The 14,049-nt window shown below is 54.0% G+C and carries 11 protein-coding genes, 1 tRNA gene and 1 pseudogene; 3 read left to right on the forward strand and 10 right to left on the reverse strand.

From position 1 onward, the window contains the following. Window positions 1–86 precede the first annotated feature (86 nt). Window positions 87–163 (forward strand) — tRNA-Met (locus AC0L7R_RS05045). Window positions 164–230: 67 nt separating this feature from the next. Here the strand turns inward: AC0L7R_RS05045 and AC0L7R_RS05050 are convergent. Beyond that, a complete protein-coding gene (locus AC0L7R_RS05050) occupies window positions 231–1,442 on the reverse strand; it encodes a cation:proton antiporter domain-containing protein (RefSeq protein WP_473659264.1) in 1,212 nt (403 codons plus the stop codon). A 185-nt stretch (window positions 1,443–1,627) separates the two neighbouring features. Between AC0L7R_RS05050 and AC0L7R_RS05055 the strand changes: the two genes are divergently transcribed. Beyond that, complete coding sequence (locus AC0L7R_RS05055; RefSeq protein WP_473659266.1) at window positions 1,628–3,937, forward strand: helix-hairpin-helix domain-containing protein; 2,310 nt, start codon at window positions 1,628–1,630, stop codon at window positions 3,935–3,937. Between the two features lie 623 nt (window positions 3,938–4,560). Here AC0L7R_RS05055 and AC0L7R_RS05060 read toward each other — a convergent pair. Continuing rightward, window positions 4,561–5,690 (reverse strand): IS3 family transposase gene (locus AC0L7R_RS05060; RefSeq protein WP_473660359.1). Its coding sequence is split into 2 segments (ribosomal slippage): window positions 4,561–5,456 and window positions 5,456–5,690, totalling 1,131 coding nucleotides; the frame shifts between segments, so codons are not numbered across the junction. Between the two features lie 47 nt (window positions 5,691–5,737). Between AC0L7R_RS05060 and AC0L7R_RS05065 the strand changes: the two are divergent. Continuing rightward, window positions 5,738–6,013 (forward strand): annotated as a pseudogene (locus tag AC0L7R_RS05065) (transposase); the annotation flags it as partial. A 179-nt stretch (window positions 6,014–6,192) separates the two neighbouring features. Here AC0L7R_RS05065 and AC0L7R_RS05070 read toward each other — a convergent pair. The 8 genes from AC0L7R_RS05070 to AC0L7R_RS05105 all read right to left on the reverse strand — a co-directional run bounded on the left by AC0L7R_RS05070 (window position 6,193) and on the right by AC0L7R_RS05105 (window position 14,022). Then, window positions 6,193–7,152 carry an ATP-binding protein gene (locus tag AC0L7R_RS05070; protein ID WP_473659268.1) on the reverse strand — a complete coding sequence of 320 codons (960 nt, stop codon included), beginning with the start codon at window positions 7,150–7,152 and terminating at the stop codon, window positions 6,193–6,195. A 20-nt stretch (window positions 7,153–7,172) separates the two neighbouring features. Further along, entirely contained in the window at window positions 7,173–7,853 is a 681-nt protein-coding gene (locus tag AC0L7R_RS05075; RefSeq protein WP_473659270.1) for a response regulator, read from the reverse strand. Between the two features lie 10 nt (window positions 7,854–7,863). Then, a complete protein-coding gene (locus tag AC0L7R_RS05080; protein ID WP_473659272.1) occupies window positions 7,864–9,414 on the reverse strand; it encodes a DUF4153 domain-containing protein in 1,551 nt (516 codons plus the stop codon). Window positions 9,415–9,531: 117 nt separating this feature from the next. Beyond that, window positions 9,532–10,011 (reverse strand): DUF2269 family protein, encoded by a 480-nt coding sequence (locus tag AC0L7R_RS05085; protein WP_473659274.1) that lies wholly within the window; start codon window positions 10,009–10,011, stop codon window positions 9,532–9,534. After that, window positions 10,008–11,336: a DoxX-like family protein gene (locus tag AC0L7R_RS05090; RefSeq protein ID WP_473659276.1), complete on the reverse strand. Its 1,329-nt coding sequence runs from the start codon at window positions 11,334–11,336 to the stop codon at window positions 10,008–10,010. The genes AC0L7R_RS05085 and AC0L7R_RS05090 overlap by 4 nt, the downstream gene beginning before the upstream one ends. 772 nt (window positions 11,337–12,108) lie before the next feature. Continuing rightward, window positions 12,109–12,552 (reverse strand): DUF6326 family protein, encoded by a 444-nt coding sequence (locus AC0L7R_RS05095; RefSeq protein WP_473659278.1) that lies wholly within the window; start codon window positions 12,550–12,552, stop codon window positions 12,109–12,111. Further along, on the reverse strand, window positions 12,542–13,270 hold the full coding sequence (locus AC0L7R_RS05100; RefSeq protein WP_473659280.1) for a DUF2306 domain-containing protein: 729 nt from the start codon (window positions 13,268–13,270) through the stop codon (window positions 12,542–12,544). Before AC0L7R_RS05100 ends, AC0L7R_RS05095 begins: the two co-directional genes overlap by 11 nt. After that, the gene (locus tag AC0L7R_RS05105) at window positions 13,267–14,022 is read right to left on the reverse strand and encodes a methyltransferase domain-containing protein (protein ID WP_473659282.1); all 756 of its coding nucleotides are present in this window, start codon (window positions 14,020–14,022) and stop codon (window positions 13,267–13,269) included. The genes AC0L7R_RS05100 and AC0L7R_RS05105 overlap by 4 nt, the downstream gene beginning before the upstream one ends. Window positions 14,023–14,049: the final 27 nt, after the last annotated feature.

The raw sequence follows: 14,049 nt of genomic DNA on the forward strand, positions 1-14,049 counted from the left end.
TTTACGTAATAATCGAAAAACATGACAAAAGTGCGAAAACGCCCCTTGCGGTCGCCAGCCACTCGCAGTATCTGATGCGAACTTGGCGCGGGATGGAGCAGCCCGGTAGCTCGTCAGGCTCATAACCTGAAGGTCGTAGGTTCAAATCCTACTCCCGCAACCAAGTCCTACAAACCCCACCCGTAAAACGGTGGGGTTTTGTCGTTTCTGGTCGCCACTCTGCCTAAACCTCATTCTTTTGGAACGGTCTTGCCGATCCATTTCGCCAGTGGCGCGGCCGACATGCCGTGTAGAATGATGGACATGAACACGGTCATCGACACGCACGCCAGCAGCTCATCTTCACCCGGAAAATCGAATTCGTCGATCATGATCAGGGTGAACAAAATCGACGCCAACCCACGCGGTCCGAACCATCCCAGAAATAGCTTCTCGCTCACATGCAGGTGTGTGCCCCAAAGCGAAACCATGATGGGTAACATCCTGACAACCGTCAGAAAAAGGAACGCCAGTATAACCGCGTTCCACGTCATATGCGCAAAGCCGTCCGGCAGCAAAAGCGCACCAAATGCCAAAAACGCAAACATCGTCAGAAGTTGGCCGATGCCTTCCATAAATTCGCTGATGAAATGCAGGGGGTATTTGTAGGTGTTTCCGAAAACCATGCCAGCGGTGAAGGCAGCGATAAACCCATTCCCGCCGACCAATTCGGACAACAAATAGGCCGAGAACGCGACCATAACAAACGCAACGCCACCAGCCGCTTCGGCCATGACATCCTGTCTCTGCGCGAGCCCCATCGCCTTTGCTGCGGTCCAGCCGATACCGATCCCGACCAACGGGCCGAACGTGATCTGTAGCAACGCCGAAACGACCAGACCATCGGTGTTCGCGCCTTGCATGCCTGCCGACGCAAGGATCCCGCCCAACAAGACAAACGGCAGCACAAGCCCGTCGTTCAGGCCGCTTTCAACATTGATGGTCTGCTGTAAATTCTCCGGCACGGAATCGCTTGATAAAACCGTCTGGCCAAGTGCCGCGTCAGTAGGGGTCAGCACCGCTGCGGTCAGCAATGCCATCGCCATACCGCTGCTTGGGTTCAGTCCGTAAGCTACAACGGTGCCCAACGCGATGGTCAGCGGCAGACCGATCACAAGCATGCGTAGGGGGATGCCAAAGCTGCGCCTCAATTTCTGGATGCGCACATGGCTGGCGTCTGAAAACAGGACCAGAACCAACGTGATTTCTGCCAGCAACCGCTTCCCGTCATCAAGCAGTTCGGGTTCGGCCATCAGCGCAATCGGGCCTGCCGCAAGATACCCAACCACCATGAAAATGATGGGGAGCGTGATAATTGAACGCGCAATCGCTTTGGTCAGCAAGGAATAGGCGAAAATACAGATCAGGACGCCAAGCAAGACGATTTCTGGATCAAGTGTCATTTTCACCCCTTAAGCAATCTACCTTTGATCAAGCTAACTACGCGTGGTTTCAGGCTGCAAGGGATGTCATGCAATCTAAGCGATCCGTCCGGCCGAATTTCTCGGTGGATAACCCGCATCTTGGTCTTGGCCCTGCCGGACAGGGGCGCTATCACGATCTTCCAAACGAGTAGATGGAGCCGCTCATGACCGCTGTCGCAGACCGCATTGCCCGCAATATTGCCAGCGACATTGGCGCAAGGCCCGATCAGGTCACAGCCACTGTGGCCATGCTTGACGGCGGGGATACTGTGCCCTTCGTGGCCCGTTACCGCAAAGAGGCGACAGGCGGACTTGATGATGCGCAATTGCGCCGTTTGGCGGAACGTCTCGACTATTTGCGTGATCTGGAAAAGCGCCGTGCGTCGATTGCCGATCAGATCACCTCGCAAGGCAAAATGACCGATGCGCTGGCACGCGACATTGCCAAGGCCGATACTAAAGCCGTGCTCGAAGATCTGTATCTGCCGTACAAACCCAAACGCCGGACCAAAGCGATGATCGCCCGTGAAAACGGGTTAGAACCGCTGTTGCGCGCCATCATGGACGACCGCAGCGCAGAACCCGTCGCATTGGCCGAAGGATATCTGTCAGACGAAGTGGCCGATACCAAAGTAGCGCTGAACGGCGCCCGCGATATTCTGGTCGAAGAACTGGGCGAAAACGCGGGCCTTGTCGGTCGTCTGCGCGAGGTCATGCAGCAAGAAGCGATGATCAACGCCCGCGTCATTGCAGGCAAAGAAGAAGCTGGCGCAAAGTTTTCAGACTACTTCGCCCATTCCGAAAAATGGGCTACAATCCCGTCGCACCGCGCTCTTGCGATCCTGCGTGCGACGAAAGAAGAAATCGTCACCCTCGATATCAGCCCCGAACCCGAAGAAGGGCTGCCGCGCATTCTGAACATCGTCGCAGCCGAAATCGGCATTCGCGGCGATGCACCAGGTGATCTGTGGCTGCAAGGCGTGGCCAACTGGGCATGGCGGGTGAAGCTGAGCCTTGCGATGTTCATGGACCTGATGGCCGAAATGCGCCGGTCGGCACATGCCGCAGCCATCGACGTTTTCGCGCGCAACCTACGTGATCTTTTGCTGGCCGCACCTGCGGGTCCTCGTGCGACGCTAGGGCTTGATCCGGGTATTCGGACGGGGTGCAAAATTGCGGTTGTTGATGAAACGGGCAAACTGCTCGACACGGCAACGATCTATCCATTCCAGCCGAAAAATGATCTGCGCGGGGCAGAGGAAACGCTGATCCACATGATCCGCAAAAACGGCATCGCGTTGATCGCGGTCGGCAACGGCACCGCCAGCCGCGAATCCGAACGGCTTGTCGCAGACGTGATCAAACGCTTGCCATCCAGCGTCACGCGCCCCACATCCGTGATCGTGTCAGAGGCGGGGGCGTCGGTTTATTCGGCCTCTGAACTCGCATCGCTCGAATTCCCTGACATCGACGTTTCGCTACGCGGGGCGGTGTCCATCGCGCGGCGGTTGCAGGACCCGCTGGCCGAATTGGTCAAGATCGACCCGCAAGCCATTGGCGTCGGCCAGTACCAACACGACGTGGACCAACGGCAATTGGCGCAATCTCTGGCCGTCGTGGTGGAAGATGCGGTGAACGCGGTCGGCGTCGATCTGAACATGGCCTCCGCGCCGCTCTTGTCGCATATCGCAGGGCTCGGCACGTCATTGGCGCAAGCTGTCGTCGCATATCGCGATGCCAATGGGCCGTTTCCAAGCCGCAAAGCACTGCTCAAAGTCCCCGGATTGGGACCAAAAGCTTACGAGCAATGCGCAGGTTTCCTGCGGATCACCGGCGGGGACGAACCGCTTGATGCGTCGTCTGTCCACCCCGAAGCCTACGGTGTTGCCCGCAAAATCGTGGCAGCCTGCGGGCGCGATATCCGGCAGATCATGGGGGACGGTGCGGCGTTAAAAGGCCTGCGGGCCGAGCAATTCGTCGACGACAGCTTTGGCCTGCCAACGGTGCGCGACATCCTGACAGAACTCGAAAAACCGGGCCGCGACCCGCGTCCAACCTTCAAAACCGCGACCTTCGCAGAAGGCGTCGACAGCATCACGGACCTCAAAGCCGGCATGTCACTGGAAGGCACAGTCACCAACGTCGCAGCCTTTGGCGCATTTGTTGATATCGGTGTGCATCAGGACGGACTGGTCCACGTCAGCCAGCTTGCGGACAAGTTCGTCAAAGACCCGCACGAGGTCGTCAAAGCAGGCGATGTGGTGCGGGTCCGCGTGACAGAAGTCGACGTGCCGCGCAAACGCATCGGGCTCAGCATGCGCAAAGACGGTGGTGCGAAACCCGCGCCCCGAGACAATCGCGATAAACCCAAAGGACCGCGGACCGCGCACAAAACGTCAGCGGCACCCAAAACCACCAGCCAAGGCGCATTTGGTTCAGCGCTGGCAGCAGCAATGAAAAACCCCAAAGGGTAAGGCGGTCGTAAGCGTTACATTTGGGGACCGTTTTCGGGGCTAATCCCGCTTTTCTGAACTTGGTATTCATCGCCTCCTCAATGGAGGAGGCGAGCAGTTCCAAACACGCGATCTGGGGATTTACGATTGAAGTCAGCCCCTCTAGCCGAAAGATCTGGCCAAACGAGCACAAGTATGAAGCCGCCCGGCGCATTTGTGAAGATGGCCTATCTTCGGGAGAAATCACCGCTGAGATCGGCACAAACGAATGCCTCGTGAGGAAGCAGTCTGTCGCAGATCGTCGAACCTATCTCGGTACAGGAACCCGACTTTACTGAAATCGTAACGGCTGAAGGTAGATTACCGAAACAGAATATGAACAGCCCATTGGTTTCGTCGGAAACTGCGTACCTACGTTGCGGCTCCGTAAGTATTGAATTCTCCGTGGCCATTTCCGAAGCGAACCTAACAAAGCTTGTCGCGGTTGTCGGGCGGTTCTCATGATTTATCCGTCAGGCTCATATAAAGTCTACTTGGCCACCCATCCCGTTGATTTTCGTAAGGTGATGGGCGGCCTTGCTGGTTATGTGATGAACAAATTCGCTCTGGACCTGTCACGCTTTTGTGCTGCCCCAGGTACTCGTTTAAGCCACTTTTCGTTCGAAAGCGACGGGGCTTTTCCAACCCAGTGCTGAGTGCCGACGGCGTGGGTTGTAGAAGCCATTGATGTATTCGAAGATTGCCATCTCAGCCTGCCGCCGTTTTTCCCACGATCGCCGCCAGATCAGCTCGGCCTTGATGGTTTTGAAGAAGGTCTCGACTGCTGCATTGTCATAGCAATTACCCTTCCCAGACATCGACACCATGAACCCATGCTGGCGCAGGATCTTCTGATAATCGTGAGAACAATATTGCGACCCACGATCTGTGTGATGGATGCAGCCTTTCGGCGGTGATCTGAAGGCTATGGCCATGTTCAGCGCACGGATCGCCAGGTCGCGCTTCATACGATTGCTTACCGCCCAGCCAATGATACGGCGTGAATGTAGGTCAAGGATCACCGCAAGATAAAGCCAGCCCTCTCGGGTCCAAACATAGCTGATATCGCCCGCCCATTTCTGGTTCGGTTGGTCAGCCACAAAATCCTGATCCAGCAGGTTTGGCGCAATATTGAACTTGTGATCGCTGTCGGTGGTCACCTTGTGTTTGCGGGTTCTGACAACGGATATGCCGTTCTGGCGCATCAAACGGGCCACACGGCGATGACCGACGTTCAGGCCGATCTCCTTCAACTCTTCGGTCATTCGAGGTCTGCCGTAGCTGCCAAGACTGAGACGCGATTGTTCTTTGATATGTGCCAGCGTCACCAGATCAAACCGCTGTCTGCGGCTTGCAGGTCGGCTGCGGAAGGTACGTAAACCGCGGGGACTGACAGCCATTACACGACACATCAGATCAATGGAAAACGCAGATCGGTGTTCTTCGATGAACTTAAACCTCACGGCTTTTGGCTCGCAAAGAAAACCGTGGCCTTTTTTAACACTTCCCTTTCCTCCTTGAGAATCCGGTTCTCACGCCGAAGCCGGTCATTCTCTTGGGCAAGGCTTAAATCCTCTTTCGATACCACATCCGTATCTCGGTGGGCTGTGATCCATTTGTTCAGCGTCGACATCCCGACACCTAGATCATCCGCCACCTGTTTCCACGTAAGCCCGCTGGTCAGTGCGATCCGCACTGCATCTTGGCGGAATTCGTCCGTCCGTTTCAGTCTAATAGTCAGTCTCCTTTGGTGCAGTAAATGCTATCAAAGGAGCAGCATCAAACCGCGACAGGTCCAAGATCACGCGCGAAGAACATGAAGACGCCCGTCAGGTCGCCCGCGATATTGCCAAGACCAAGCAATATAAAATCTCGATGCGGCTCCGAAAAAAGGTCGAAATGTTCTTGGCCCACCTCAAACGCATCCTTGGGCTGGGGCGGCTGCGATTACGCGGGCCATGCGGCGCAAATGACGAATTCCTACTCGCCGCCACCGCCCAAAACCTCCGCAAACGAGCCAAGATCTTTCCTGCACCGCAGCAAACGCGAAAAGCCTGATCAGAAAGGCGCTCGCGCTCCGTTCAACGCGGCACTTTTTGCGCCAGCAACACGTTGTTTTTCAACAGAATCGGCGGGAAGCGGACCGTCGCCGCGCGAATTATGAACGGCTGGTCAAAATACGTTTCGCGAATTGTACTATATCAAGGGAAATCGCCCGTAAATTCAGATACCAGATTTCATTTAATTTCTGACTGGCCAAAACGAATGCAAAAAGTGGCGCCTGTGGTTGTCGGTAGGTGTTGAATGTCGGCTCCATGGGCCCGCAGTATATTTTTTACAATAGACAGTCCCATGCCGGTCCCACCTTGGTCACGCCGAGTCGTAAAAAAAGGTTCAAAGAGGCGACCCGCATTGCCAGAGGATATGCCCGTGCCATTGTCTGTCACGGTAAGAACTGCGCGATCGGAAAGGGCCTTGGATTTCAGTTCTATTCTAGTCGCATCGTGCACGACAGCATTTGCGACAAGGTGGCCCAAGACGATGCCCAATCCTCTTTGCTCTAAAGGAAATAATACCGAACCCCCAATAATGTCGAAATCGATTGCGCAATGTTCCACTTCCAGTTTGCAGCGCAAATCGTTCAATGTTGATGAGCCGATATACTGCACTTCCCTCGCTCGCACGATGAGTTGCATTGCTTGGAGCTGATCCTGCATTTGATTGCTGGCTCCGGAGATCTGATTGACCAAGTGCAAGTCGCCTTGCGATAGTCCGCCTCCTTCTTGAAGTAATTCTGTCGCTGCTCGTATGGCTGCAACCGGCGTTTTCATCTCATGTGAAACATGATCCGAAAAGCTGCGGATCGTCGTTTCGCGATTGTGCAACGTTTCCGCCATTTCCATTACACTGACAGCCGTTGCTTGCAGCTCGGTCGTGCCGAAGTGTACGGGGGCCATGGTGTGATCAACAGGGGCACTGCGTGATTGCGTCGCAAACCGTTGAAGATCTGTCATTGGTCGCAAGAGCACGCGCCATAACATCCAACCGAGCACACTTGTAGCAGCCGCGATGACACATGCCAATAAGACGGCCGCATCACGAAACCCGATGGCTGGCCCAAGGTATCGGTAGGCGATCAGCCCAGCAAATGACAAAGCCAATGTTCCGCTCAGGGCCCCACCCAAAACAAGGGCCAAGCTTGGTCGCCACTTTTGTATCATGTCAGATCAGAACTCATTCGGAATCCAACACCGTGGACGGTTTCAATTGCGTCTTGCCAGCCTGCTTTGGCCAGCTTTGATCGGACATTGCGTAGGTGACTGTCCAAGGTGCGATCCGAAACTTGTGATCGTTCGCCCCAAATTGCATGGATTAGCTGGGTTCTGCTTTGCACCGATGTGGGCCGACGAGCAAGCGTTCCCAACAGATCAAATTCGGTCGCAGTCAATGCTATTGTTGTCGCACCTATCTGACATTTATGTGCTGACACGTCCAATGAAAGTGGGCCGTATATCAACGTTGTTTCAGCCCGCACGCCTGCTGCTGTACGTTTTAGGATGGCCTTGACCCGTGCTACCAATTCACGCGGGCTGAAGGGTTTTGTGACGTAGTCATCTGCGCCCAATTCGAGCCCAAGAACCTTATCAACTTCATCATCGCGGGCCGTTAGAAAGATAATTGGCACGTCGGATGTAAGCCGAATGCGACGACAAACTTCGAAACCGTCCATTTCGGGCAGACCGATATCCAGCACGATCAGATCCGGGTGTTCGCGCGTTGCTTGCTTGACGGCAATTTGCCCGTCGCTTGCGGTGATCACGGTATATGTTGCCCGTTCCAATGCCAGTCTTACCAATTCGCGTAGCCTGGGATCGTCATCAACTAATAAGATTTTCATCTAAACAATCCTACCAAAGCACTGACGCAGGTAAATAGCGATTTGTGCGCAGCAAACGAAAGTCAACTTCCCGCCAGTTACTCGTGAGATGCCTTTTCCCAAAGCAGCTTTGCAAACGAGAAGGGGGCTGGATATTGGGAGAGGCCTCCAAGCCATTGACTAACGCTTTAGAAGCGGTGGAACCAAGACCACAAACGTAGCTCCAATCAACAGTTCCTTCGTTCGTTGGATTAGCTGCCCGCTGCAAAGTATGCGTAGCAATAATGCTTGCGAAATTCACAAATGCGCAAACATAGAGCGTCCCTAAACCCAGGGCGGCAAGACGCAGGAGCAACACGAGCGATGAACGTTCGCGCAGCACGTGCCACAATATGACAATCAGTCCGCTCGCGACTAACGCCATCCAAATAAAGGCATAAATTCGCAAATATGTCAGGCCGTATTCCGCGACGTAGAGATCAAGACGCAACGCTGCAGACAACGTAAGCAATACGTTCTGTCCAACCCACAGCAACAACAACGGTTTGATTAACCCGTTTTCTTGCAAGAATGGATGAGCCGCGAAGGTGAATAAACCCGCAAGCATTGCGGTGACCAACAAGGGGTAAGCACCGCGATGGGCGTATGTCGCGTAACTCATATCATCCGGCAAGGCAGCACCGCCCAACAGGATGGAGACATCAAGTAAGCTTTGCACCGCTAAAAACAGGTTGAAAATGACCAAGGCGCGTAAGACAGAGCCCGCATTCAATCCGATGTTTGTTCTAATACTTGGAACCGACAACACGGTGGGTGCTGAAGGCATGGGCGGGTTGATCAATGGCCAAATCAACAGACCCAATCCGCACCACAAAATAACGCGATTAATTAAGCTAATGAGGTCCACATCAGCTCGAAAAAGGCTGGCAATAGATTGTTCCAAAACAGGATTTGCAGCCATCAACAGCCCGCCCAAAACCAAAGCACCTCCCATAGGAAAAGCCCAGTTCTGCCAGAGCTTGTGTAAGCGCGGATTAGCGGACATAGAGCCCGATCTGGTGCTATGCCGAAGTTCTGAAATGCGTCCGATCAAAACCACTGCACCAGCATATGGAACCCATGCTGCCAGTTTAGTTGCTGCTGCGATGATCAAGCTGGCGTCGCCATCACGAAGCACTTTCACCCAAGCCAATGCGACGATCGAGCCAGCAATGAGCAGGCCAACCGACAGAACCTGAACATGTTCAACAACTGGCAGAACCGACAGGCACATGAGAAAAGTCGGCTTGGACAGGCCAGATCGGTGGCCGCTTTGCAATACTGAAACACCAAAGACCGCTAAAGCGAAGACAGCCAAGGTAAAACCTGGTCGATACCCCCAAAATAAAAAATCGCCAAAGAGAACCAGAAAAATTAGACCCGCGCTGCCGAAAGGTGGCCGCACAGGCGATCCTAATCTGGGTTTTTGGCGTTTGGGCGGTTCGCATGTCAGCGACGCGTCGTCGTCAGCGTCGGACGCAAGCCACCAAGCATCCATTGCTATGGATTGTGGTAGCCCGTTGACGGTAAAGGGTTTCGGCATCTCAATCTCCTATCTGCTGCTCGCCCGTTTTTAACGAAACGGTTTGCAGACGGAGTGCAGGAGATATGCAGAAACTGTGCAGACGCGGAGATTAGCGAGAAACGAAGTCGAATTGCTTCAGAACTCGATCGCAGGCCGCACCAACATAAGCCAGAGCAAGGCTATAATTGCCAAGAAGGCTGGAATGCCGCACGCGAACCAGATTCGGAAAAGTCGCATGTAGCGTGGCGTTAAGCTCGAACCGGATTGCGCCGACTGGCGAGCCTCGTCGCGCATTTTTGCTTGAATAAAGATTACGGGAATCCAAAAGATCCCGATGAAAACATACAGCCCAAGAGAAATCCCAAGCCAGCCTACCCAAAGTGGCCATCCAAGGTTCTGCGCTAAAATGATGCCAGTAACTGGCTGTGCTATCGCAGCCGTTGCTGTGAACAACATATCCGCAACGACAACAATGGCGGCCGTATGCGCGATGTTTGCAGCATCCTTGGTGCGATGGGCCATAACCATGAAGAACGCGATCCCGGCGCCGGTCCCAATCAAAACGCATGCACCAAGAACATGCAGCAAACGGACGACGTCAATCCAGTCAATCATCGTGTCTCCAGTGCAATGCGTGCGACCAAAGCCAAAGCAATGCTTGGCAAGACTTTCACCATTGGGCCCAGCGGATCAAGCCAAAGGTCAGGTACAAATAGAGTAGATGCGGCTAGATAAAAGACACTAACCCCAATAGCGCACCAACACGCCATCTTTGCGGTAGGTCGATATGCTAACCCCGCAGCGATTGCGATATCGATCACTGCCCAGAAAAGGACGCTGGTAACTGCTAAACCACGTGGCCATCCAATATCCTCTAGTACAAGAGCGGCTGCATTCACGCTGATAAAACCGATAACACCCGACAAGAACCAGAACACAATTAGCGTGGTGATGATAATGGGCGTCAGTAGCGCCATGCGCGCAAACAATCGATCCTCGGATCGCGCGGGCATACTTTCCAACGATTGTCTTAGCGATCTGACCGGAGCCGCACCAAATTTTGTCAAATCGGCGGGAGTTCCAGTCACGCCATCGGCGAGCACTTTAAGTGCGGTGCTTCTCAGTGGCGACCGCCAGCCGAGCCGAGCCAATTGATCAGCAACTTTGGATATCCATCGTGTCATGACGTCCGGAATGACGATCTCACGTCTGGCAGGCGCAAATCCCAGCCATTGCCGCATTGATGCGACGACTTGGCGCAACGAATGGGCTTCAGGTTCGACCAGATCTCCGACGAAACCGCTTGGAATATTTCCTGCCAGGGCGATGCTCACGGCTTCGGCAACATCATCCAAAGCGACAGTCTGAATTTTGGTCTCAGGCATTGCGATGGGCTGAACTAAGGGAACAGCCGCTAGCATGCGCAACATGGTTGAGCCGCCATAACTATGCCTTGCCAATACAAGTCCAGGTCTGAAGATCTGGTGATCCCCGCCTGCGGTTTGAATGGCCGCATCGCCTCGGGCTTTTGAGGTCAGAAACGACGTTGTCGCATTCAAATGAGCCCCTGCTGCCGAAATCTGAACGACTTTCACATCGGCTGATGCGCAAGCTTGCGCCAAAGCAGCCACGGCATGATGATGAACAACCTCAAGGTCATCTTGAGGACCATCTTGCAAAGCGCCAGAGCAGTTCACGACTGCGTCCACGTCCTTTAGCAGTGGGCGCCAAGCAGAGACTTCGGTCAACGCACGAAGATCGGCGGACACCCAGTTAATAGTTGGAAGAACACGTTTTCCGGCCTCGATATCGCGCCCAAGTCCAATAATAGTATGGCCGTCTCGTCCTAACCGGTCTGCTATCCCGCACCCGATGAGGCCATATGCGCCAAGGATCAGAACAGTCTTTGTTGGCGGCGCTTCAGAAATGGAATGGCTCATTCAGATTCTCTACTAGTCAAAATGGTTTGCGAGCGATGATGTGTGGTTCGTCGCCCTGTCTTGAATACACAGTGCGGCAATTTTGCGAAACGCATCTAATTGCGACTGTGGACATTAGCCGCACAACAGAATTTCGGTGAAATGGGGTCATTTTGGCGTTAGCTGTGCCGCCTACGAAAATCCGGTTCTGCCGCGAAAGGCAGCTTATGTTGGGCGAAAAGGCATTCTTGTTCCGTGGAATTATTGTACCCCTTTGATGTTGTGAGATGTGAGAGGCAACTTACGAGTGTTTTTAACAACTTGTGTCGAAAACCGAGATAACTTGCCTTTTGGCGCGGTAAGTTGTGTTTTTCGACGTGCATTACGGACCTTTCTTTTCAATTTGATCGCCATCGCTTGTTTCTCGCGCCTTTCAATCGTTGCAGGTTTTCAAGACAACGCACGTAGTGCGCTTGCTCTGAAACCTTGCAACGTGGCAAACGCGGGGGGCGAGGCAGATCGACGCGGCCGATGGACAGCATGAGACAAAGGAAAAGCACCGACTCTGAAAGAGACGATGCCCGACTATTGGATCAGCTGGCGATTGGGTGTGCCGTTCTAGGTGAAAGCTGCTCTAAGCAGATGGAAGCTAGAGCGCGGTGACACATCCAAAGGATGGGGCAGGGGCCATGCTGCAATCGAAGCAAATGGCAGCACGAGCCCTCTTCGACCGATGCTGCATTATGTACGAATGACAGCTATCGGTATTTAGCGGTGTTGCCGGTCCAAGCGGTTATACGTCGCGCCTTGATGATGCTATTGCATCTGTCCGTTCTGAAGCCCGCCAGAGCCATGCGATCCCAACGATGGCGATCAGGGCGATCAATTGAATGCTCATGAAAAAGACGTTGTCGAGGTCGGGCCGAAGGTTCATCGACACAATCATGGCCATCGTCAAGAGGCCCACACCAATGTTCAACCATCGATTGACACTATGTGTTAAAAGCAAAGTGAGGACTGTCATCAAAATCGGAATCTCTATCATGATCCCGCCTAACAGCATCAACATTTCCGTTATCACGACCCCGTCAATTGTGCCGGACATCATCTGCTCCAGCATGCCGGGACGACCTAATTCGTGAATATCACGTGCAAAGAAATTAAGAATGATGAAGACCCAAAGGATCGACAATAGTAGACGGGGGTTGGCATTATTGTGCGTCATTTTAAGTCTCATTTCTTGGTGTTGAAGCTCGGACAAGAGGTGGTGTCGCATGCTTTTGCCGACGTTTTGGCGGCCTGAGCATTGCACGTATGAAGATTTCTGCAGCGACCAGATTGACCACCCACGCGAAGATCATCAGCCCGTCGCGCAGGGGTCCAATCGCTTCAGAACCGACGACGATGATCCAAGCAACGCCCAAAACACTCTGCGTCGACGCGCCCTGGCCGATGGCATAGGCCCGCACCATCGAAGCACTATGTTGGAACAGTCCGCGGGATCTAATTGCGATTACGGCCCAAATGATGAGGCCAATCATTGCCGTACCCAGAGCCAGCCGCACCCAATACAGCGCAGCCCCCTGAAGTGCTTCGGGAAAGACATAGAAATGCGTCATCCACAGACCGGTGAGCGCAGACATACATCCTGCCGCCGCGATTACCCGCCCGATGACACGATGCCCGGCCGGACGCTGGCGTCTGATGCTTGGCAAAAATTGGAACGCCCCCACGATACAGAAAAGAAAACTGCTCAGGATGTGGAGGATGATGGGTGTAGGGGTGAGCAAAGCTCGAGGGTTTTCCGGTGCAATTTGTGGTCCACCTGCAAGCTCCAGAACGCGGATTAAACCACCAAATGCTGGAATGGACGAATAGACAAAGATGACGCCAAGAGCGACCCACTCGGTCTTTGTCAGATAGATTTTAGGGGCATTCCGACTTGGCGTGATCATAGCGGCCGCCGCGCCCAAAAGGCAGTGCTCGCAAAGCCAGCCGCGCCAAGCCGAACCGGTTGGTATCCGACTTCGACAAGCTGGGATGCATTTAACCACGCGATTCCCTCTTGATCTGTGATCGCCCATGTGCGCCAGAGAAGTTGGACGAGTGCGCCGAAAAGTGAGGGGCGCGTCACGCAAAGGAACACCATCCCACCTGGCTTTAGAACGCGAACCATTTCTGCGAGGGCAATTTGCGGGTCCGGCAAATGTTCAAGGACATGCGCGGCCATTACGACGTCAAAAAACTGCTCCTCATAGGGCAATGATTGAACATCGGCCTGTTGCAGGTGCGGGTCCAGCCCCGCGTGCTGCATCATGGACTTGGCCTGCACAAGCATTTCGGCGGAGGTATCAATTGCATGGAAGTCGACCGGACCTTTCATAAGGCTATTAAGCGCGATCGAAAGGCTTCCATTTCCGACGCCGCAATCAAGGACCCGCGCCTTTGGCTCAAGCTGCATAAGGTCTATGACGACATGAGAAGCCAAGAGGGGTTCGCAGTATGCGGCATTCAATCGAAAACGACGCGCCGTCCGCGCCCATTTACCCGAGACGGCGTCGTAGCGACTAGCGAGCTCCGTCCTCGAGAGCGGACGCCTACTTATCAGCACCTCCCAAGAGCCGATGCGCCGAGAGGTCATGGGGATAGCCTGTTCCATTGCTGCGTTGTGCGATGGATTGAGGCCATTGTTTTCTGGTGGCGTCATATCTTTTACCTGCTGAAATTTGATCGT

Source organism: Yoonia sp. D2-7, assembly GCF_055809435.1.